This window comes from Arthrobacter sp. D2-10 (assembly GCF_054161285.1).
The window spans coordinates 2,797,569-2,819,903 of sequence record NZ_CP096431.1 but is presented as its reverse complement, the minus strand read 5'-3'; the positions used below and the strand labels follow the sequence as shown (position 1 = coordinate 2,819,903).

General features: G+C 65.5%; 16 protein-coding genes and 1 tRNA gene. 7 read left to right on the top strand and 10 right to left on the bottom strand.

The window, feature by feature from the left end:
* The first annotated feature begins 6 nt into the window (after positions 1–6).
* The 5 genes from M1D74_RS13210 (at position 7) to M1D74_RS13190 (ending at position 8,362) form a co-directional block, all read left to right on the top strand.
* Positions 7–954 carry a carbohydrate ABC transporter permease gene (locus M1D74_RS13210; RefSeq protein WP_458115569.1) on the top strand — a complete coding sequence of 316 codons (948 nt, stop codon included), beginning with the start codon at positions 7–9 and terminating at the stop codon, positions 952–954.
* Positions 954–1,772 carry a carbohydrate ABC transporter permease gene (locus tag M1D74_RS13205; protein ID WP_458115568.1) on the top strand — a complete coding sequence of 273 codons (819 nt, stop codon included), beginning with the start codon at positions 954–956 and terminating at the stop codon, positions 1,770–1,772. Before M1D74_RS13210 ends, M1D74_RS13205 begins: the two co-directional genes overlap by 1 nt.
* A gap of 2 nt (positions 1,773–1,774) precedes the next feature.
* Complete coding sequence (locus M1D74_RS13200; protein ID WP_458115567.1) at positions 1,775–4,120, top strand: beta-xylosidase/alpha-l-arabinosidase; 2,346 nt, start codon at positions 1,775–1,777, stop codon at positions 4,118–4,120.
* Positions 4,121–4,181: 61 nt separating this feature from the next.
* A complete protein-coding gene (locus M1D74_RS13195) occupies positions 4,182–5,324 on the top strand; it encodes an endo-1,4-beta-xylanase (RefSeq protein ID WP_458115566.1) in 1,143 nt (380 codons plus the stop codon).
* Entirely contained in the window at positions 5,321–8,362 is a 3,042-nt protein-coding gene (locus tag M1D74_RS13190) for an endo-1,4-beta-xylanase (protein ID WP_458115565.1), read from the top strand. Before M1D74_RS13195 ends, M1D74_RS13190 begins: the two co-directional genes overlap by 4 nt.
* Positions 8,363–8,446: 84 nt before the next feature.
* Here the strand turns inward: M1D74_RS13190 and purM are convergent, their stop codons facing one another.
* The 7 genes from purM to M1D74_RS13155 all read right to left on the bottom strand — a co-directional run bounded on the left by purM (position 8,447) and on the right by M1D74_RS13155 (position 16,024).
* Positions 8,447–9,574 (bottom strand): phosphoribosylformylglycinamidine cyclo-ligase, encoded by a 1,128-nt coding sequence (purM, locus tag M1D74_RS13185; protein WP_458115564.1) that lies wholly within the window; start codon positions 9,572–9,574, stop codon positions 8,447–8,449.
* A complete protein-coding gene (gene purF / locus M1D74_RS13180) occupies positions 9,571–11,130 on the bottom strand; it encodes an amidophosphoribosyltransferase (protein WP_309124267.1) in 1,560 nt (519 codons plus the stop codon). The genes purM and purF overlap by 4 nt, the downstream gene beginning before the upstream one ends.
* 52 nt (positions 11,131–11,182) lie before the next feature.
* Positions 11,183–11,473: a hypothetical protein gene (locus M1D74_RS13175; protein WP_309070570.1), complete on the bottom strand. Its 291-nt coding sequence runs from the start codon at positions 11,471–11,473 to the stop codon at positions 11,183–11,185.
* Positions 11,474–11,491: 18 nt separating this feature from the next.
* The gene (locus tag M1D74_RS13170) at positions 11,492–12,940 is read right to left on the bottom strand and encodes a DUF2079 domain-containing protein (protein WP_458115563.1); all 1,449 of its coding nucleotides are present in this window, start codon (positions 12,938–12,940) and stop codon (positions 11,492–11,494) included.
* Positions 12,937–13,323 carry a sterol carrier family protein gene (locus M1D74_RS13165; RefSeq protein WP_458117187.1) on the bottom strand — a complete coding sequence of 129 codons (387 nt, stop codon included), beginning with the start codon at positions 13,321–13,323 and terminating at the stop codon, positions 12,937–12,939. Before M1D74_RS13165 ends, M1D74_RS13170 begins: the two co-directional genes overlap by 4 nt.
* The gene (locus M1D74_RS13160; protein ID WP_309070568.1) at positions 13,320–14,324 is read right to left on the bottom strand and encodes an asparaginase; all 1,005 of its coding nucleotides are present in this window, start codon (positions 14,322–14,324) and stop codon (positions 13,320–13,322) included. Before M1D74_RS13160 ends, M1D74_RS13165 begins: the two co-directional genes overlap by 4 nt.
* A 98-nt stretch (positions 14,325–14,422) precedes the next feature.
* Entirely contained in the window at positions 14,423–16,024 is a 1,602-nt protein-coding gene (locus tag M1D74_RS13155; protein WP_458115562.1) for a molybdopterin-dependent oxidoreductase, read from the bottom strand.
* Positions 16,025–16,159: 135 nt separating this feature from the next.
* Between M1D74_RS13155 and purD the strand changes: the two genes are divergently transcribed.
* Complete coding sequence (purD, locus tag M1D74_RS13150) at positions 16,160–17,461, top strand: phosphoribosylamine--glycine ligase (protein ID WP_458115561.1); 1,302 nt, start codon at positions 16,160–16,162, stop codon at positions 17,459–17,461.
* Between the two features lie 2 nt (positions 17,462–17,463).
* Positions 17,464–18,330 (top strand): phosphoribosylaminoimidazolesuccinocarboxamide synthase, encoded by an 867-nt coding sequence (locus tag M1D74_RS13145; RefSeq protein ID WP_458115560.1) that lies wholly within the window; start codon positions 17,464–17,466, stop codon positions 18,328–18,330.
* A 96-nt stretch (positions 18,331–18,426) separates the two neighbouring features.
* On the opposite strand, the gene M1D74_RS13140 is transcribed toward M1D74_RS13145, so the two are convergent.
* From M1D74_RS13140 to M1D74_RS13130, 3 genes are all read right to left on the bottom strand, one after another.
* Positions 18,427–18,503, bottom strand: a tRNA-Pro gene (locus M1D74_RS13140).
* A gap of 105 nt (positions 18,504–18,608) precedes the next feature.
* On the bottom strand, positions 18,609–20,480 hold the full coding sequence (locus tag M1D74_RS13135) for an ABC transporter ATP-binding protein (protein ID WP_458115559.1): 1,872 nt from the start codon (positions 20,478–20,480) through the stop codon (positions 18,609–18,611).
* The gene (locus tag M1D74_RS13130; protein WP_309070563.1) at positions 20,477–22,303 is read right to left on the bottom strand and encodes an ABC transporter ATP-binding protein; all 1,827 of its coding nucleotides are present in this window, start codon (positions 22,301–22,303) and stop codon (positions 20,477–20,479) included. The genes M1D74_RS13135 and M1D74_RS13130 overlap by 4 nt, the downstream gene beginning before the upstream one ends.
* Between the last annotated feature and the right edge of the window lie 32 nt (positions 22,304–22,335).

The window sequence follows — 22,335 nt, the reverse complement described above, 5'->3', positions numbered from 1 at the left end:
CACACCATGACAACGCTTGCCACCCGCAGGCAGCCCGCGCCGGGCGGCTCCCAGGAGAGCCGCCCGGCCCGCAAGGGCGCCTCACTGGTGGGACGCCCGGGATTCGCCTGGGCGCTCCCCGCCACCATCTTCTTCGCACTGTTTGCCCTTGTACCCCTTGCGGCGGTAGCGGTCCTGTCCTTTACCTCGTGGAGCGGTCTGGGGGATCCGAAGTTCGTGGGTCTCGAGAACTGGGAAACCCTGGTGTCCGATCCCGTGATGCTCAAGAGCCTCTGGCTGAGCCTGCTGTTCATTGTGCTTGGCGTTGTCACTCAGACGCCGCTGAGCATCTTGCTGGGCGTCTGGGCCGCCGGCAACCAGCGGAACCGTGCAATCCTCAGCGCCATCTACTTCGTTCCACTGCTGCTTTCGTCAGCTGCAATTTCCGTCCTCTGGCGGGCCCTGCTCGATCCCAACTTCGGCATCCCGGGCCAACTGTCCTGGCTGTTCGGTGACGGGAACCTGCTCGGTAACCAGGCCGGCGCCATCGGAGTCCTCATCTTCGTGGGAATGTGGCAGTTCACGCCCTTCCACACACTTATCTACCAGGGTGCTGCGCGGGGGATACCGCCGGTGCTGTACCAGGCGGCGCAGATCGACGGCGCCGGGACCGTTCGCCAGTTCTTTGCGATCACGGTGCCGCAGCTTCGGAACACGGCCATCACCTCCATCATTTTGATGGTGGTCGGCGGCCTCACGACCTTCGAAACTGTACTCATCCTGACCAACGGCGGACCGGGTACCGATACCACAATCACCGCCTTCTACATGTACCAGGAAGCCTTCCAGAGCTTCGATTTCGGCGTCGGTAGCGCCATTGCCCTTGTCCTGGTGGTCGTTGCCACCGCGATCTCGCTCGTAGTGGTCAAGGTATCCGGCTACGACAAGATGACCAGTTCACTGGAAGGACTGTGATGAAGACCCGCCCCAACTACCTGGCCGGCGTCGGCTCCTTCCTTTGGCTGCTGATCGTCGCCGTGCCGCTCTACGTCATGCTGGCCGGCACTTTCCAGACCCGTGCGGAGTTCGGTGACAACGGACCGCTCGCTTTCCCGACCAGCTTCACGCTGCAGAACTACGTCGACGCGTTCACCAGCGGCTTCGGTCTCTATTTTTTCAATACCGTGCTCGTCACGGTGGGCGTCGTAGGCATCGTCCTGCTGCTGGTCCCACCGCTGAGCTACGCGATCGTGCGCAGCAAGAGCAGGGCGGCGTCATTCGTGTTCCGCTTCTTCCTCCTCGGGCTGGCCATCCCCGCGCAGGCAGTCATCGTGCCCGTCTTCTACCTCATCAACACGGTTGGGCTTTACGACAACCTGATCGGCGTCATCCTTCCCACAGCCGCTTTCGCCCTGCCGATCTGCACTCTGATCCTCAGCGGAACCATGCGTGACATCACGGGTGAGCTGTACGAGGCAATGGCCATGGACGGAGCGAGCCCCACACGCGCCTTCTTCCGACTCGTTCTTCCGCTGTCGAAGGGCGGAATTTCCACCATCGCTGTGTTCTCGGCGCTGCAGGCATGGAACGGCTTCCTCTTCCCTCTCATCCTCACCCAGTCCGAGGACACCCGCGTCGTGACCCTGGGCCTTTTCAACTTCCAGACCCAGTACGGCATCAATATCCCGGGCCTGCTTGCCGCAGTGACCCTCTCGATGGTGCCCGTCCTGCTCGTCTATCTCTTTGCGCGCCGCGCGCTTGTCCAGGGCCTCATGGGCGCTGGAGGAAAGTAACCATGACTGAAACAACTCTCAACGACGCCGTCTGGCGTAACCCGGCAGCTGCGCCTGAGCACCGTGTGGAATCCCTGATCCAGGCGATGAGCCTCCGCGAGAAGCTCGCGCAACTGGTCGGCGTCTGGGTGGGTGCCAGTACCGAGGGCGGCGAGGTGGCTCCCCACCAGAACGAGATGAACGAGGCCGTAGACCTCGACGAACTCCTGCCTCAGGGTCTGGGACAGCTGACCCGGCCCTTCGGCACGGCTCCGGTGGAGCCCGGCATCGGTGCTCTCTCCCTGCAGCGCACGCAGGAACGGATCGTTTCCGCCAACAGGTTCGGCATACCGGCGCTGGTCCACGAGGAGTGCCTTGCCGGTTTCGCTGCCTGGAAGGCCACGGCGTACCCCGTGCCGCTCGCATGGGGCGCCACCTTCAACCCCGATCTGGTACGGAAGATGTCCTCGGCCATTGGTGGGGATCTTCGGTCCGTAGGCGTTCATCAAGGCCTTGCACCGGTGCTGGACGTGGTCCGGGATGCGAGGTGGGGCCGCGTCGAGGAAACGATCGGAGAAGACCCGTACCTGATCGGAACCATCGCTACCGCCTATGTCCAGGGACTGGAGCGGTCCGGCGTCGTTGCCACCCTCAAGCACTTCGTGGGCTACTCAGCGTCCAAGGCCGGGCGCAATCTCGCGCCGGTCTCGGTGGGTGAGCGCGAACGGGCCGATGTGCTGCTGCCGCCATTCGAGATGGCCATCCGCGAATCCGGCGTTCGTTCCGTCATGCATGCCTACACCGACATGGACGGCGTGCCCACGGCGGCTGACTCGTCTCTCCTCACCACGCTGCTCCGGGATACCTGGGGTTTCGAGGGCACCGTCGTCGCAGACTACTTCGGCATCGCTTTCCTTAAGGAGCTCCACCGGATCGCCGGAACCCTGGGTGAAGCCGCTGCCGCAGCGCTCGAGGCCGGCGTCGACGTCGAACTCCCCACCATCCACACTTTCGGCGAGCATCTGGTGGCCGAAATCGAGTGCGGGCGACTGGACGAGGGGCTCGTTGATCGTGCCCTGCACCGCGTCCTGCGGCAGAAGCTCGACCTCGGCCTGCTGGACCCGAACTGGTCCGCCGTTCCTCCTGCCCTGGCCGACGCCGCTCCATCCGACTCCCCCTTCATCGACCTGGACACTGCCCGGAACCGGGCGATCGCCAGGGAACTGGCGGAACAATCGATCGTGCTGGTGCGGAACGACGGCGTTCTTCCGCTTCCCGAGACTCCGCGCATCGCGCTGGTGGGACCGAACGCCGACACGCACCGCGCGTTCCTCGGGTGCTACTCTTTCCCGGCACACGTAGGGGAGCAGCACCCCGGCGTAGAGATGGGCCTGTCCATCCCCACGGTTGCCGTGGCGCTCAAAGACGAATTCCGGGACAGCGACATCACGCTCGCACCCGGCTGCACGATCGATGGCACTGACACAAGCGGCTTCCAGGAGGCGCTGGCAGCAGCCGCTGATGCCGACGTCGTCGTCGCTGTACTGGGCGACCGCGCCGGTCTCTTCGGGCGCGGCACCAGCGGCGAAGGGTGCGACGTCGAGTCGCTGACCCTTCCGGGCGTGCAGCAGCAACTGCTCGACGAACTCCTCGCCACCGGTAAGCCGGTGGTTGTGGTCCTGCTGACCGGCCGCCCCTATGCCCTTGGCGCGGCAACGACTGAAGCAGCCGCCGTCGTGCAGGGCTTTTTTCCGGGCGAGGAGGGCGCAGCGGCCGTTGCAGGCGTGCTCAGCGGCCGGATCAACCCGGGCGGGCGGCTGCCCGTCAGCATCCCGGCAACACCGGGGGCTCAGCCCTCCACTTACCTCGCAGCACCGCTGGCGCAGGCCAACGGTGTGTCAAATATCGACCCGACGGCGGCATTCCGCTTCGGCCACGGGCTCAGCTACACCGACTTCACCTGGCTCAACCTGGAGCAGAGCTCGGACACGGCGGCCACCGGCGGCGAGGTCACCGTCCAGCTGACCGTAAGCAACACCGGAACGCGCGACGGCGTGGAGGTTGTCCAGCTGTATCTGCACGACCCCGTCGCGAGCGTAGTGAGGCCGGTGCAGCGCCTGGTCGGGTTTGCCCGGGTACCGCTTGCAGCGGGGGCGTCGGCGCGGGTCAGCTTCACCGTGCCGGCCGATGTTACCGCCTTCACCGGACGCCACGGAGCGCGCATCGTCGAACCGGGAGAGATCGAACTCCGCCTCGGGGCTTCAAGCAGCGACATCCGCTTCACCGCGCCCCTCACCCTGACCGGAGACACCCGCGTGGTGGACCACACCCGGCGGCTCCACTGCACCATTGGGGTCGTTCCTCTGTAAATCGCACTGTCAATCGCACTGTCAATCGCACCGAATCACCAAGCAATTCAAAGGAGAATTCATGAGGGTCCCTCAATCCCTTGCTGCCGCGGTCCTCGCATCGGCACTGCTAATCCCCGCCGGGGGAACCGCGATCGCTGGGCAGCACCAGCCTTCCACCCAGCCCCCGGGCCTGGCGAAGCAGGACACGCTGCGCTGGGATGCACCCCAGGATCTCAAGGTTGGAACGGCGGTGGCTGGCGGCGGCCACCACGAAACCCAGTCCTACCCCGATCCCTTCACCCATGACGTGGAGTACCGCGAACGGCTGGCAGCGGAATTCAACTCCGTCTCCCCGGAGAACCAGCTGAAGTGGGAGTACGTACACCCCGCCCGGGATACCTACCGCTTCGCCGAGATGGACGCGATCGTGGAATTCGCGCAGGCGAACAACCAGGTAGTGCGCGGCCACACCCTGTTCTGGCACAGTCAGAACCCCGCCTGGCTGGAGGAGGGGAACTTCTCGAAGGATGAGCTCCGCGCCATCCTCAAGGAGCACATCCAGACCGTTGTCGGCCGGTACGCCGGGAAGATCCAGCAGTGGGACGTTGCCAACGAGATCTTCAACGGTGACGGCACGCTGCGAACCACCGACAACATCTGGATCCGCGAACTGGGACCGGAGATCATCGCCGACGCCTTCCGCTGGGCCCACGAGGCCGATCCCAAGGCCAAGCTGTTCTTCAACGACTACGGCGTGGAAGGCATCAACGCCAAGAGCAACGCCTACCTCGACCTGATTCCCCGCCTGCAGGCGCAGGGTGTTCCGGTGGATGGTTTCGCCATCCAGGGCCACCTCAGCACGCGCTACGGCTTCCCGGGAGACCTGCAGCAGAACCTGCAGCGTTTCGATGACCTTGGGCTCGAGACCGCCATCACGGAACTCGATGTCCGCATGGATGTTGCAAGGGGTACCGCCCCCACCGCTGCACAGCTTGAGAAGCAGGCCAGCTACTACCAGCGGGCGCTCGAAGCCTGCGTCGCGGTGGACGAGTGCAACTCCTTCACCATCTGGGGCTTCACCGACAAGTACTCGTGGGTGCCTGTGTTCTTTGCCGGAGAGGGCGAAGCAACGGTCATGTGGGACGACTACACCCGCAAGCCCAGCTACTACGCACTGCAGGAAACGCTGGAGCAGGCCTCGCCGGGTCGGGGCAACCGATGAGGCAGCGGCCCCTGGTCGCAGGGGTCACGGCATTCGGGCTGCTCGCGGGAGCCGGCGCGCTGGCGCTGCCCGCAGCCCAGGCCGCTGAGCAGCCGGTGCTGCTCAGCGAAGACTTCGAGGACGGCAGCTTCAGCCCGCTGATCCAGAACGGCGGGCCGACACTCTCAGTGGTCGACGCCGACGGTGACAAAGCGCTGCTGGTCCAGGGCAGGTCAAACGACTACGACGGCGTGAAGACGCCGGCGAACCTGCTGCAGGCCGGCGGAACCTACACCTTCTCGGCGCAGGTGAAGCTCGCGGCAGCAGCCGGAACGACGACGTCGGCACGCTTCGTCGTCGAGCCCGCCTACAACTGGGTGGGGAACACCACGGTGACGGCTGATGCCTGGACCACCATCACCGGAACGTTCATCGCGCCGGCCGGTGCCGATCCCGCCACCCTGCGGGCCTACCTCGGAACGGGAGACCTTGGCGCACCGTATGACTATCTTGTGGACGACGTCGTGATCACCGGTACGGCCGGATCCGCTGACGGCGGCTCCTGGCAGCCGACGCCGGACCCGGCTTTCGTCCCGGGCGGAGCGGACAATCCGACGACGACGCCCCTCGCGTCGGCGCGCGGCACCGGTAACACCGCTGCACTGACGCTCGACGACGGGCCGAACCCCGGCGAAACCGCTGCGGTCCTTGAATTCCTGAGGGCGAAGGGTGTCACCGCGACCTTCTGCGTCATCGGCCAGAACATCCAGGCGGCCGGCGGCGCCGAGCTCCTGCGTCAGATCGTGGCTGACGGACACACGCTCTGCAACCACGGCACGTCCTACGCGGACATGGGTTCCTGGACCCACGCGCAGATCGAGGCCGACCTCAAGGAGAACCTGCGCATCATCCGTGAGGCTGCCGGCGACCCGAACCTTCCCGTGCCCTACTTCAGGGCGGCGAACGGCAGTTGGGGTTCCACCGGTGAGGTGGCGGCAGCATTGGGGATGCAGCCGCTTGGACTCGGCAACGTGATCTTCGACTGGGACGGCAACGACCTGAGCGAGGAAACCCTCACTGCCAACCTCCGGTCCGCCTTCACGCCGGGCGCGGTGGTGCTGGTTCACGACGGCGGCGGCGACCGCTCCGGCACGGTCAGCGCACTCACCACGGTGGTTTCCGAGAAGCTCGCCGAGGGCTGGACGTTCACTCTTCCGCGCGGCGGCACCGCTGCCGGGGGAGAGGCCGGGATCACCTCGGACTTCGAGGCGGGTGCCGGAGGCTGGATTTCGCGGGGCGACGGCGTGCAGGTAGCGGCCAGCACGGATGCCCGAGGCGGCACCGGAAGCCTGCTGGTCACGGGTCGCACGCAGCCCTGGCACGGCGCGGCGCTGGACGTGACCGACGCCCTGCCCGTCGGCACAGCCGTGGAGGTTTCCGTGTGGGCGAAGCTGGCGCCCGGCCAGGCACCGGCGTCGCTCAAGGTATCGGTACAGCGGGACAACGGCGGCGGAAGCGCGTACGACGGCGTGGCCGGAGCGGGCGCGTCGGTCACCGCGGACGGCTGGACCCAGCTGCGGGGCACCTACACGCTCGGCGCAGCCGCCGACAAGGCGCAGGTGTACGTGGAAGGCGATCCCGGTGTGGATTTCCTCCTCGATGACTTCAGCCTGGCGCCGATCGTGGAAAAGCCCATCCAGGAGGATGTGCCGTCGCTTCGGGATGTGCTGGGTACCCGGGGAATCAAGCACGTCGGCGTGGCCGTCGACGCGCGGGAGACCGTGGGAACTGCGTCTGATCTCGTACGGAAGCACTTCAATGCGATCACGCCGGAGAATGCCGGAAAACCGGAGAGCCTGCAGCCGGTCGAGGGACAGTTCGCGTTCACGCAGCTCGACCAGCTGCTGGACTTCGCGGACGCCAACAACGTGCAGGTCTACGGACACGTACTTGCCTGGCACTCGCAGACCCCGGCCTGGTTCTTCAAGGACGGCGAACGGGACCTGACCAACAGTGCGTCAGACCAGGCACTGCTGAAGGCGCGAATGGAAGCGCACATCAAGGCAATTGCCGACCATATCAACGCCCGGTACCCCGACGGCAACAGCCCCATCTGGGCCTGGGACGTGGTGAACGAGGTTATCGCCGACGGCGATAACGCCAACCCCCACGACATGCGGGACAGCCGCTGGTTCCAGATACTCGGCGAAGAATTCGTCGATGAGGCCTTCCGCCTCGCCGACCGGTACTTCCCGGATGCAGCCCTCTTCATCAACGACTACAACACCGAAATGCCGGAGAAGCGGGCCGACTACCTGGACCTGATCAAGTCACTCCAGGATCGCGCTGTGCCGATCGACGGTGTGGGACACCAGGCACATGTTGACGTTGCACGTCCGGTGCAATGGCTGGAGGACTCGATCAAGGCCGTTGAGGCTCTGGATCCCAACCTGCTGCAGGCCATTACCGAACTCGACGTCAACGCCTCAACCGAGAACAGGGGAGCGGACGTCAGCGGTGGTCAGGTGGATCCCTACAGCCCCGCGTTCACGAGTGACGAGGACGCCGCGGCGGAAGTCGGCTACTACTACCGAGACCTGTTCGCCATGCTCACCGAGCATGGGGACTCAATTGACTCGGTGACCTTCTGGGGCATCAGCAACGCGCGCACGTGGCTGCGCACGTGGCCCATGGCCCGGCCGTGGGAGCAGCCGCTTCCGTTCGACGACGACCTGCAGGTCACGCCGGCCTTCTGGGGAATCGTCGACCCGGCACAGCTGCCCGACCGCCCGGCCGACGTGCTTCCACCACGCATTGCGGACCAGTCGAACGTCCACGTGGAATCGAGGGGAGCCAGCGGCGCTAAGGTGGACTACCCGCTGCCCTCCGCCATCGACACCCTCGACGGAGAGGTTCCGCTGGACTGCCAGCCGGTGCAGGGCAACCGCTTCCCGGTAGGCACGACGACGGTCACCTGCGAGGCGACGGATGAGGCGGGCAACACCCGCACCAGTTCGTTCGACGTCGTGGTGACGCGTAACCAGCCGGGCAAGCGCTAGTCAACGCAAAAGTGCCGGTACGGTGCAGGATCGTGGGTTGATCCCCACGATTTTGCACCGTACCGGCGCTTTTGCGCTTGGGGGCTAGGAGGCGTACGCGCCGACCAGGCGCACGGCCCCGCCGTCAACGCCCTTGGCGCCCTGCACATAGTCCGGGCCATCGGTGCTCTCGCCGGACGCGCTTCCAACCTGGCCCATGACCCAGGACGGGACGCCACGCTCATTGAGCCGAGCGACGGCGTCGTCAGCGCCGGCAGCGGAGACCACCGCAACCATCCCGACGCCGAGGTTCAGCGTCCGCTCCAGGTCCGGCAGCGGAACGCTGCCGAGTTCGGAGACCAGACTGAAGACGGGCGGGAGGGACCAGGTGGAGCGATCCACGGTCGCCTCAAGCCCCCGGGGAAGCACCCGGGCGAGGTTAGCAGCGAGACCACCGCCGGTGACGTGGCTGAAACCGTGCACGGCGCCGTCGGAATCGAGGGGGAAGGCACGGGCCAGATCCAGGCAGTCGGAGGCATACACGCGCGTCGGCTCAAGGAGTTCCTCGCCGAGCGTGCGGCCGAGCTCGGACACCTGCCGGTCAAGCGCCCAGCCGGCCTGGTTGATGACGCGTCGGACCAGTGAGTAGCCGTTTGAGTGCAGGCCGGAGGAAGCCATGCCGATGATGACGTCCCCCTCCCGGACGCGGTCCGGGCCGAGCAGGGCGTCCGCTTCCACCACGCCGGTGGCGGCACCGGCGACGTCGTACTCGTGTTCGCCCAGGAGGCCCGGATGCTCTGCGGTCTCCCCACCGACCAGGGCGGTGCCGGCGACCGAACAGGCCGAAGCGATACCGCGCACAATCGCGGCGATGCGTTCGGGAACGACCTTGCCGCAGGCGATGTAGTCGGTCATGTAGAGGGGCTCTGCACCGACCACCACGATGTCGTCTACCACCATGCCCACGAGGTCGAAGCCGATGGTGTCGTGGATGTCCATGGCCTGCGCGATGGCAACCTTGGTTCCCACGCCGTCCGTGGAGGTGGCAAGCAGTGGCTTGCGGTAGGTCAGCAGCTTGGAGACGTCATAGAGCCCTGCGAAACCTCCGACGCCGCCCACCACATTGGCGGAGTGGGTCGCCTTGACGGCGTCCTTCATGAGCTCCACCGCCCGGTCGCCGGCTTCGACGTCTACTCCGGCGCTTGCATAGGTGATGGGGTCAGAAGATGTCATACCCGCTCTTTCTTGTCAGCTTCGGTCAGAAGGGTTTCGAGTTCACTGCCGGGACCGGGATCGCACCCGGTCGCTCCGGGCTTCTCCGCGGGATCAACCCGCTCGAGAAGGTTCTTGCCGCGCCGGTCTTCCTCGGGCAGTTCGATCGGGTAGTTGCCCGTGAAGCACGCGGTGCAGAGCCGTTCCCGAGGCTGCCTGGTGGCTTCGATCATGCCGTCTTCGGAGATGTAGGCGAGGCTGTCAGCGCCGATGGACTTGCTGATCTCGTCGACGGCAGCGCCGTTGGCGATCAGCTCCGCGCGGGACGCGAAGTCGATGCCGTAGAAGCAGGGCCAGCGTACCGGCGGCGAAGAAATCTTGACGTGTACCTCGGCCGCACCGGCCTCACGCAGCATACGGACCACGGCGCGCTGGGTATTGCCGCGAACAATGGAATCGTCGACCACGACAATCCGCTTGCCGCGGATCACCGATTCCAGCGCATTGAGCTTCAACCGGATGCCCAACTGGCGCAGCGTCTGGCTGGGCTGGATGAAGGTGCGCCCCACGTAGGCGTTCTTCACGAATCCGTGCGCGAACGGGATGCCGGACTCTTCCGCGAAACCGACGGCGGCCGGGGTACCGGATTCAGGGACGGGGATGACGACGTCGGCCTCTGCCTGGTTCTCCCGGGCGAGCTGGCGGCCCATCTCCACGCGGGAGTCATACACCGAGCGGCCCGCGATCGCGGCGTCGGGGCGGGCGAGGTAGACGTACTCGAAAACGCAGCCGGCCGATTTTGTCTGGGCGAAACGGCGGGAGCGTACGCCGCTTTCATCGATGGCGATGAACTCGCCGGGCTCGATCTCACGGATGAAGCTGGCGCCTACCGTGGCGAGTGCCGCCTGCTCGGAGGCAACAACCCAGCCGCGCTCCAGGCGGCCGAGCACCAGCGGGCGAACTCCGTAGGCATCGCGTGCGGCATAGAGCGTGCCCTCATCCATGAACACGAAGCAGAACGCGCCCTCGATGGTAGGCAGCAGGTCCATGGCGGTGTCTTCCAGTGACCGGCCGTCATCGCCGGCCAGCAGGGTGGTTACCAGGGCGGTGTCCGAAGTATTGCCCTGTGCCATCTCGCCGCTGCGAGGCTTGCCCTGGCGGTCGAGGATCATCTGGTAGAGGTCAGCGGAGTTGGTGAGGTTTCCGTTGTGGGCAAGGGCTACAGTGCCGACGGCGGTGGCGCCCAGCGTGGGCTGTGCGTTCGCCCAATTGGAGGAGCCGGTGGTGGAGTAGCGGCAATGACCGACCGAGATGTGACCGGTGAGGGTGTTCAGGGTGGCTTCGTCGAAGACCTGCGAGACCAGCCCCATGTCCTTGTAGACGTTGATGCGGGTGCCGTCGCTCGTGGCGATGCCCGCGGACTCCTGGCCGCGGTGCTGCAGGGCGTACAACCCGTAATACGTTAGTTTGGCGACTTCCTCGCCGGGGGCCCACACGCCGAAGACGCCGCAGGCATCCTGGGGTCCTTTTTCGCCGGGGAGAAGATCGTGGGAAAGCTTTCCGTCACCGCGCACCATTGCTCCATTCTCTCACGGCGTGATAGTGCCCGTTTTCCCGCCGCACACGATGTCACTCGTCGTCGTCGGTGCGCTCCGCCGTCGCCTGTTTCATGCGCCGCACACTGATCCGGTCGAGCAGCAGCGCGATGAGGCCACCGATCAGCAGGCCCGGGATGGCGAAGACCACGGTGAAGAACCCGAGGACCGATTCGCGGGTGAGGGTCGGATCAGCCGGCCCGGTGTATGCCACGATCAGCGCGGCGATGAACCCGATCAGCGCTCCCAATCCCATGAACGGGGCGAACTTCGGGGCCCGTCGGATGGTGACCTGACGGCGCTCTGGATGCTGCTGCGAACTCATGGTTCAAGGCTACCGGGATCAGGTCTCGCGCTTGACCAACTGGTATCCGGCCTCGTTCACGATCAGGGTGTAGTTCTCACCCGCATAGGTCTCCTCCGCGTGCTGCTCGGCGCTTGTGGGGCGGGTGGGGCCCCAGCTCCAGTCCTGGTCGTCGACGATGAGGTAGTCCGGCGGGGGAATCTCGTTTCCGATCCAGTACACCTCGGTCTCCGGTACCAGGTACGGCATGAGGACCACGCCGGACTCCACGGTTGAGGCCGGAGGGATCAGGTCCATCATCCGGTGTGCAGCATCCCAGCGTGGTGACTGCTGGTAGGTCTCGGGTTTCGCCAGCGCTCCCAGCGGCTGGCCGGGAAGCAGCATGAACGCCACCACCGTGACAACAGGTACGACGGCGGCACTATAGGAACGCAGCCAGCCTCGCCTGCTCCGGCGGGCAATGAGGATCGCATGCACGAGCGCGCCGAAAAGGACCGGCATCAGCACCGCGTTGTAGTGCCAGTCCGGGCCCCAGTAGGACGGGTTTTCCGCAGCGAAGCGCCACATCAGGGTGGGCAGCATCACCAGCGTGAGCGGGGAGCGGAGGAACAGGAAGCCGCCGGCAAGCAGGAGGAGCCACAGCGTCTCGTACTTCTCCACGGCGGTCAGCATGATGAAGAGGGTGTCCACCGGGTTCGCCAGGAGTGCGGCCACGTCGATGCGGTCGGAGTAGTCGTACGTGCCACCCGTGTTCAGCGCCGGAAGGATGAGCCCCACCGACAGGACCAGCCAGCCCAGGCCCCAGAGCGCCAGCGCCAGGCCGGCCCGGTAGCGGTCCCGGAAACGCCAGGCGAGAACCAGCCCGAACGCGAACACGGTCAGTCCCATGTCCTCCTTGACGAACACCAGCAGGCCGCACGCGACGACGGCGGTGCGCAGCCGTCCCTCGATGTAGGCCTCCAACGCCAGGGCCAGCAACGGCAAAGCCAGCGCCACTTCGTGGAACTGGACAGCGACGGCGGACTGGACGCCCCAGGACAGACCGTAAGCCGCCCCGAGGAACAGTCCGGGCAGTCGGCCGATGTGCCGAACGGCCAGGCGCGTGATGACAAGCACCGACCAGCCCACGAGCACGTTCTGCAGGATGAGCAGGGTCAGGCCGGAGGGAAAGAGCGCGTAGACCGGGCCCAGAATGATCAGCAGCGGATGGAAGTGGTCGCCGAGCAGGTTGAACCCGTGGCCCTTGATCGGCACGATGGGCGCATCCAGGCTGGCATAGGCCTTGGCGAGCTGGGTGAAGATGCCGAGGTCCCAGGAGGGCGTGTCAAACCTGTTCCATTGCGCAATGGAGAAAACCGTGTACAGGGCAGTGATGATCCCGGCGACAGCCCAGGCCTCGACCGGTTGGCGCCTGACGGCGGAGACCGCACCCCGTGCCCCCCGGACCAGGAAGTTGGGGAGGGAAGGCCGCGGACGCTCCAGAATCATGACGGGTCCGGCGCCGGAATCTGCGGGAAGAGCGGCAGGAGCGCTGAGAGGTCGGCCCTCTGCCCGGAGGCCAGTACCGCCCCGGATGAGACTGCCTCGGCCCAATCCAGCGTCCCGGTGATCAGGGCGAGCCAGGTCTCCGCGTCGGTTTCGATGACGTTCGGCGGCGTTCCCCGGGTATGGCGGGGCCCCTCGACGCACTGCGTCACGCCGAGTGGCGGCACCCGCACCTCGACGCTGTTGCCTGGTGCGCGGGCGGAGAGCTCTTCGAGGGAGTAACGCACCGCCGTCGTTCGTTCGGTCCGCTCGGCACTGCCGGCGGCCACTGCGCGGACCGCAGCGTCTCCGGCTGCGGCAGGGATACGCCGTCGTGCCATGGTCAGTCCAGCAGCGCCATGACGGGAGCGGCCAGGCGAAGCTTGCCCACGGGAACGCCGCCGCCGAGCACAGGCTGCACAACCTTCTCCAGCACGGGCGCCACCGCTTCCGCCTCAAGCGCACCTGACGCGGCGAGGAGGGTCAGGCCAACAAGGGTGGTCGCGCGGATGTTTCCGTCCAGGATTTTCAGGGCCATGGAGACGCCGGTCGGAGCAGCCATGACAAGCACACCTTCGGCGCCGTTTTTGGCAAGAATGCCGAGGTCCTCCATGACGATCGAGTTCTCCCGGCCGTGACCGTGGACCGCCCAGGGGTAATCAAGCATGGCCGTCGCGATGGTGGCTGCGCGCGCATCGGCGTTCTTGTCCCCTGGAGCCTTCGCGATCTTGCCGATGCCGCGGGCGAGGCCCTTCAGGGACACCGCACCGAGCGGGGCACCGCAGCCGTCTACGGCCCAGTGCTCTACGGTTTCCTCGGTGTACTCCTCGATGACCTCGGCGATGCGCCGCTGCAGGGGATGTTCACGGTCAAGGTAGGTCTTGTGGTCCCACGAGTTCTCGGTGCAGGCCCAGAGGAACGCGGCGTGCTTGCCGGAGCAGTTGAAGGCCACGCGCTGCCGGCCCTTGTCGGCGCGGATGAGCCAGTTGCGGGCTTCCTCGTCCTGCGGCCAGTCCGGCGGGCACTGGAGGTCGTCCTCGGTGACTCCTGCTGCGCTCAACATGGACCGCACCACGTCCATATGTTCGTGACTGCCCACATGGCTGGCGGCAGCCAGGGCCACCTGCGCACCCCGCAACGGTACACCCGCCTGCATTGCCGCGAGCGCTTGGAAGGGCTTCAGGGTGGATCGGGGAAAGATCGGCGCATCCACATCTCCGAGCTCAGTGACGATTGAGCCGTCCGCCGCTAGTACTACGGCAGAGCCGATGTGGCGGGATTCGATGAAGCCGTTACGCTCCAGGACCGCGAGGTCAACCGCGCTGGAGGAGGTGAAGGTGGAGGGCATGGTTCCAGTATTGCGCATATGTACCTCATGCCCACCGGAGAGAACGGTCATCCGGTGGGCACAAGCCTGGTGTTGTTGTAAGGGGGCGGCCCGGGACGCTACTCCGCGGTGAACTGGACAGTGTGCCAGCCCGAGGCGCCGTCCGGAACAGTGTCTGCGCGCTCCTCCGTCTGCACGCCCTCGACGTCATAGGCACGGCAGCGGATCTGGTGCGAGCCCGGTTCAAGCTGGACTTCATGCGACCACTGGCGCCAGGTGTCCACGGTGTACTCGGCGGCGAGGGCGGCCTCTTCCCACGGGCCGTCGTCAATCTGCACCTCCACCCTTTCGATGCCGCGGTGCTGCGCCCAGGCAGTGCCGCCCACCCGGGCAGTTCCTGCGGGGACCTTCGCGAAAGCCCGCGGAACCTCGACGCGGGACTGCGTCTTGATGGGACCGCGCTCGGACCAGCCGCGGTCGGTCCAGTAGGCGGTGGCGTCCGCGAACCGGGTCACTTCGAGGTCCACGACCCACTTGGTCGCGGATACGTATCCGTAGAGTCCCGGGACAACCATGCGCACGGGGTAGCCGTGTTCGAGGGGGAGCGGCTCGTCATTCATGGCAACAGCAAGGATGGCATCACGGTCATCCTGCAGGATCGGCAGGGGAGTTGAGGCACTGAAGCCGTCCGTGCTCGTGGAGAGGACCATGTCCGCGCCGTCGGTGGGACGGGCGCGCTCGAGAAGTTTGCGGATGGGATAGCCGAGCCATTTGGCATTGCCCGCCAATTCCCCTCCCACCGGGTTGGAGACGCAGGTGAGCGTGATATGCCGTTCGATCAGCTCTGAGTCGAGCAGTTCCTGGAACGTCACCCGGACTTCCTCCTCGACCATGCCGTGAATGCGTAGTTCCCAGGTGTCGACGTCGATGGTGGGCACCTGCAGGGCCGTGTCGATGCGGTAGAACTCGGAGTTGGGAGTGAGCCAACGGTCAACTCCATCCAGGTCGACGTCTACCCCTGCCGGCACCGGCAGCGCGGGACTGGCCGGTGCCGGGAAGCTCAGGCGCTCCCGGGCCACGTTCACGGTGTTGCGCACTCCGCTGACGACGGCGCCGCCAACTGCCGCAGCGGCAGCGACCACGGCGGTGACCCCCGCCGCTGCGAAGAACCCGCGCCTGCTGACGCCGGCCTTGCCCCCAACAGAGTGGGATCCGCCGGTACTGAAGGCGCCGTCATCGTTGGTGTCGACGATGGGGGAGGTGCGGTGCAGCATCCGAATCATCCACCGGAGCGCGGCCAGCCCTGCCAGCGTACCGATGATGGACGGCACGGCATCCTGCGATGCAGCGCCGGCACGGGAGATCACGGCGGCAACCATCACCGCGCCCATGACCAGGACACCGGCGACACCCAGGATCCAGCGTCGCCAGGCGAGGTAGCCGAGGATCGCAGCGAGGACGACGATGGTGACCGCCATGCCGACGAACAGCGCTGCCTTGTCATTGGTGCCGAAGGTGTCGATCGCGAAGTCCTTCAGCCAGGACGGCGTGAAGTCGATGAAGGTGGACCCCAGCGCGATCAGCGGCGCTGATCTGGAAGAGAAGAACGCCCCGACCAGTTCGGCGACGCCCAGCACCAACCCCGCCGCGAGGATTCCGGCAAGCATCGGGAGGGCTTTGAGCGACGGGGCGCTACGACTGGACGTGCGAACGGCTTTCATACTGAGGGTTCGGAGAGACGGGCCCGCTGTATTGGTCGGGTGAAGCCCGCGGGCGGTGCGTGCAGCTTCACACTGCATTCACAGTAGCCCCGCGCGGTAGTTGGGCATAGGAGGAACCCAGTACCCTGAACTACTGTGAAGGTTCTTGTGATTGGCCCCGGAGGCCGCGAACACGCCATTGTCCGAGCGCTCCTGGCCGATCCTTTCGTGAGCGAGGTGCACGCTGCTCCCGGGAACGCCGGAATCGCCCAGGACGTGCCGGTTTCCGCCATCGACGCGAACGATCCCGTCGCGGTCACGGAGCTCGCGAATCGCCTGGGTTCGGATCTCGTGGTCGTCGGACCGGAAGCGCCTTTGGCAGCCGGCGTGGCGGATGCGCTGATCGAGGCTGGTATCCCCGTTTTCGGACCGACGAAGGCCGCCGCGCAGCTGGAGGCGTCGAAGGCGTTCGCGAAGCAGGTCATGGCCGCAGCCTCGGTTCCGACGGCGATGGCGAAGGTCGCTTCGACCGCCGCTGAGGCTGAAGAAGCACTGGATGCCTTCGGCGCCCCCTACGTTGTCAAGGACGATGGCCTCGCCGCGGGCAAGGGAGTGGTTGTTACCTCTGACCGGACCGCCGCCCTTGAGCATGCGCAGGCATGCTTCGACGCCGGCGGTTCAGTGGTCATCGAGGAGTACCTCGACGGACCCGAGGTGTCCCTCTTTGTGCTCTCGGACGGTTCCACCGTGGTCCCGCTTGCACCGGCGCAGGACTTCAAGCGCATCTTCGACAACGACGAGGGCCCGAACACCGGCGGCATGGGGGCGTACTCTCCGCTGGAGTGGGTCCCCGCCGGCCTCGTCGACGAGGTCATCGAGCGCGTTGCGCAACCCACTATCGACGAAATGGCCCGCCGCGGCACCCCGTTCACCGGTGTTCTCTACTGCGGTCTTGCGCTGACCTCCCGCGGGCTGCGCGTCATCGAGTTCAACGCGCGGTTCGGCGACCCCGAGACCCAGGCCGTACTCGCCCGGCTGAAGACCCCGCTGGGAGGCGTCCTCCTCGCGGCTGCGAAGGGTGAACTTGGGAACGTGGATAACCTGCACTGGTCCCCTGAATCAGCTGTCGCCGTCGTACTGGCCTCGGCCGATTACCCGGACACCCCGCGCACCGGGGATCCGATCCGCGGGCTGGAGGATGCGTCCGCGCTGGAGGGCGTGCACGTGGTGCACGCCGGTACCGCACTGGCCGAAGACGGCTCGGTCGTGTCCGCGGGCGGGCGCGTACTCGCCGTCGTCGGGCTGGGAAAGGATCTCGCGGAGGCGAGGGGCAAAGCGTACGACGGCGTAGGGCGCCTTGAGCTCGAAGGCGGGCAGTACCGTACGGATATCGCGGCGAAAGCGGCCAGCGGCGACGTCGTCGTTTCACAGGCGAGCACAACGACGGGCGGGGCGTAGCCATGGTGCAGGAACTGGCCGGTTGGCGGCACATCTACTCCGGGAAGGTCCGTGACCTGTACGAGCCCGAGACGGGCGAGGACGACCGCGTGCTGGTGGTCGCCAGCGACCGGATCAGCGCCTATGACTTCGTGCTGTCATCGGAGATCCCCGACAAGGGGCGTGTCCTCACCCAGCTGAGCCTGTGGTGGTTCGAGCAGCTGTCAGGCATCCCCAACCACGTCCTGTCCACCGACGTTCCCGCAGAAGTCGCAGGGCGGGCCATGATCTGCCAGCGGCTCGAGATGTACCCGGTGGAGTGCATCGCGCGCGGTTACCTCACCGGCTCGGGCCTGCAGGAGTACAACGCTTCCCGCACCGTATGCGAGTTGCCGTTGCCCGAGGGCCTGGTGGACGGGTCGCGGCTCGAGACGCCGCTGTTCACCCCGTCGGCGAAGGCCGAAGTGGGGGAGCACGACGAAAACATCACCTACGACGCCGTCGTCATGATGGTGGGAGATGACCTAGCCGCGAAGCTGCGTTCCCTGACGCTCGACATCTACTCGCGGGCGGAGTCCATTGCGCGTGACCGCGGCATCATCGTGGCCGACACCAAGGTGGAGTTCGGGATGTCGAGTTCGGGAGAGGTCACGCTCGGTGACGAGGTCCTGACGCCCGATTCTTCCCGGTTCTGGGATGCCGCGCTGTACTCTCCGGGGAAGACGCAGCCCTCCTTCGACAAGCAGTTCGTCCGGGACTGGCTCACGTCTGATGCGGCCGGCTGGGACCGGGTCTCGGAACCTCCGGCGCTGCCAGCCGAGGTGGTCGAGAAGACCCGTGCACGGTACATCGAGGCATTCGAGCGGCTGACCGGGCGGACTTTCGTCTGACCAACCAGGGGCTGACCAAATAGGCTTGATCGGCATGCCGACCGACAGGACGAACGAAAGAAGGCACCACCAGTAGGTGGTGCCTTCTTTCCTGAATGGTCGGGGTGACAGGATTTGAACCTGCGGCCTCGTCGTCCCGAACGACGCGCGCTACCAAGCTGCGCCACACCCCGATTCTGCTGTTCAACGTATCCGTACTAACTCATCGGTGAAAGTTCTACGTATCCGTGAAAGCAACCTCTCAAGGATAACGGAGAATCCTGCTTCAGACTAACCGGTTAGACCAGCGAGTCCCGCCACGCGGCATGCAGGGTCGCGAACCGGCCGTTGCCGCTGATGAGGTCGGCAGGTGTTCCGTCTTCGACCACCGCGCCGTCGTGCACCACCATGACGCGGTCGGCGATCTCCACCGTCGAGAGGCGATGGGCGATGATTAGCGCGGTCCGGTTACCGAGCAGCTTTTGCAGGCCCTGCTGTACAAGGCGTTCGCTGGGAATATCCAGCGACGACGTCGCTTCATCCAGGATCAGCACGGCGGGATCAGCCAGGAATGCCCGGGCAAAACTGATCAGCTGACGTTGACCCGAGGAGACCCGGCCGCCGCGCTTGTTCACGTCGGTGTCGTAACCCTCGGGAAGCGAGGTGATGAACTCGTGCGCTCCCACCGCCTGTGCAGCCCGCTCGATCTCTTCCCGGCTCGCCTGCGGTTTGCCGAGCGCAATATTGTCCGCCACGCTGCCGCTGAAGAGGAAAGCCTCCTGGGTGACCATGACGACGGCGCTGCGAAGGTCACGTGGGGACAACTGGCGAAGGTCGATACCGTCAAGCAGAACGCGGCCCTCGGAGACGTCGTAGAACCGGGCAATGACTTTCGCAAGAGTCGACTTGCCGGCACCGGTTTGGCCCACAAGGGCCACCGTCTGCCCGGCAGGAATGGTGAGGTCCATGCGCGGAAGAATCACCGGACCATCGCCGTAACGGAACTCGACGCCGTCGAACTCGATTCTGCCCTGGGCATTTTTCAACGGCACAGGGTTTTTCGGCGGGCGCACGGTGGGCACTTCCTCCAGGAGCCCGGACACCTTCTCCAGCGCCGCCGCCGCCGACTGGAACGAGTTGTAGAACATCGCCATCTGGTCCACAGGCTGGAAGAACCGCTTGCTGTAGAGGAGCAGTGCGAGGAGTGCACCCACCTCAAGGGACCCACCAAGTACCCGGAAGCCACCGAACAGCAGCACCGCGGCCACTGTCACGTTGCCGATCAACACAAGACCCGGCTGGAAGACCCCGTTGAGGTTGATCGAGCGCACGGTCACGCGGCGGTAATCTTCGGCCAGCTCGTCATAGCGGTCTGCGTTGACCTTCTCGCGCCGGAACGCCTTGACAGCCCTGATACCGGTCATCGTCTCGATGAAGTGCACGATCAGCCGTGCGGACACCACCCGGGAAGAGCGGTAGGCGATCTGCGAGTGCTTCTGATACCAGCGCGCGAGGAATGTCATCGGGATCGCTGCCACGAGGATCAGCAGCCCGGTGGGCCAGTCGAGAACGAAGATGGTGACGGCGGTGAAGATCATGTACATCAGGCCGGACGCAAGGGAACTTACACCGGAATCGAGCAGTTCGCGCAACGCCTCGAGGTCCGACGTCTGGCGGGAGATGATGCGGCCGGAAGTGTACTTCTCGTGGAACTCAAGGCTCAACCGCTGGGTGTGCCGGAAGACGCGCAGCCGCAGGTCCAGCAGCATCTCCTGGCTCAACCTTGCCGCCGCGAGGACATAGCCGGCGGTGAGCACGGCAGCGAGCACGGCCGCCAGCAGGTAAGTGATTCCCGTGGCCCAGAGCAGGGCGGAGTCTCCCTGCATCAGCGAGGGCAGCGCGTGATCGATGCCGAAGGCGATGATAGCCGGCCCGGAGACCCGCGCGATTTGCGAGAAGATCACCAGGAACGCCGTCCAGATAAACTGCCTGCGGTTCGGGCGAATCAGGGAGCCAAGAAGCTTGAAAGACCGTGACCGCACTGACTTGTTCTGTGCCCGGTCAAGGATGACGTCGTCCTCGTTGGAGACACCGGAGGAAATGCCCGACGACGGCGCCTCGTCTCCCTGGCTGCGCTTGTTCTGCTTGTTCTCCCTGGCTGAGCTGCTCATGCGTGAGCCCCCTGGTCGTTGTGCCCCAGCTCTTCGAGTTCGCTGTCCAGATCCACTGGCTCCTCGTTGAGACTCGCGATGACGTAGCGGTAGTGGTCGCTGCGCTCCAGCAGTTCGGTATGGCTGCCGACGTCGGCAATGCGTCCGTTCTCCATGAGGGCCACCCGGTCCGCAAGCGCCACTGTCGATGGCCTGTGCGCGACGATCAGCGTAGTGGTCTCAGAGAGCACCTCCCGGAGCCGCTCCTCCACCAGTTCCTCGGTCCGCACATCGAGAGCCGACAGCGGGTCGTCGAGGACGAGGACCCGCGGCTTCGCAGCGATTGCCCGAGCCAGCGCCAGGCGCTGCCGCTGGCCACCTGAAAGGCTGAGGCCTTCTTCACCGATCAGCGTGTCGACGCCGTCGGGCAGGGAGTAAACGAAGTGCGCCTGCGCGACATCAAGGGCCTCAGCGAGGATGGTCTCTGCCTCGTCGTCATTGTGGGCGTCCGCACCCATCAGCACGTTCTCACGGACGGAATTAGAGAACAGCGTGGTGTCCTCGAAGGCTACGGCCACGTGGCGGCGCAGTTCCTCAAGGGACAGCTCGCGCACATCGACGCCGTCGATTCGGAGGGAACCGCCGGTGACATCGTAAAGCCGGGGCACCAGTTGGAGGAGGGTGCTCTTGCCGCAGCCGGTAACGCCCACAAGCGCCATAGTTTCCCCGGCCCGAAGGGTGAGGTCGACGCCGTCGATGACGGACACTGACGCGTCCTCGGCATCCGGGTAACGGAAGTGAACGTCGTCGAAGGTCACCTCGCCCCGCGGGTTCGTCAGCGTGCGAGCGTTCTGCGGGTCAGTAATGGTGTTCTCTGATTCCATGACCTCGTAATGGCGGTCGATGGCTGTCTTGGCCGTGAAGGTCATGGCGAGCAACGGGCCAATGAACTCGACCCGGCCGATCACCACGCCGGCCGTGGCGAAGAAGGCAACCAGGCCGCCGATGGACACCTCGCCGTTCACCGCCAGGAGGATCCCGGTCACCAGGGAGGCCCCAAGTGCGAGTTCGGGGAGCAGCGTGACGATGAAAGAGAACCAGGCAAGACTCTTCGCCTTGTGAATCTCGGTCTCTCGGAGCTCCTCCGCCTGGTCACTGAACGCGTCCAGAGCTTCCCGGCTGCGACCGAAGGCCTTCAAAACGCGGATGCCGTGAACGGATTCCTCAACCGAGGTTGCAAGGTCGCCGGCCTGGTCCTGGCTCTTGCGCGACACCCTGCTGTAGGAGGTACGAAACCGGAACCCGTAGACCATCACGGGGACAGCGGCAGCGAGGAAGATGAGAGCAAGCGGCCAACTCATGAAGAACATGATTGCGACGCCGGCGGTCACGGTGAGCGCGTCGACTACGAGCATGATGGCGCCGAAAGCCATCCAGCGTCGCATGAGGTTGAGGTCTGACATCGCCCGGGACAACAACTGACCGCTTCCCCAGCGGTCATGAAATGCCACGGCCAGGTTCTGCAGGTGCCGGTAGAAGGATGTGCGCAGGTTGGTTTCGACGGTGGTGGCGGGGTTGATGACGAAGAATCGTCGCATGGCCACAAAGGCAGCCTCAAGCACGCCGAGGACGAGCACAATCCCGGAAGCTATCCAGACCGTGGAAGTGGCCTGCCCTTCAGCGAGCGCGTCATTGACGAGTACCCGAAAGACTTGGGGAATGGCGAGGACCATGATGCTTGCACCGAGCGCGGCGAAAAGCCCGAGCATCAGCCGCGGCATGATCGGCTTCAGGTGCGGGTAAAGACGGCTGAGAGACTCCCACAGCGTAGTTTGCTTCGGCATGCTCTTCTCTCGACAGGTTGAAGATAGGAGGG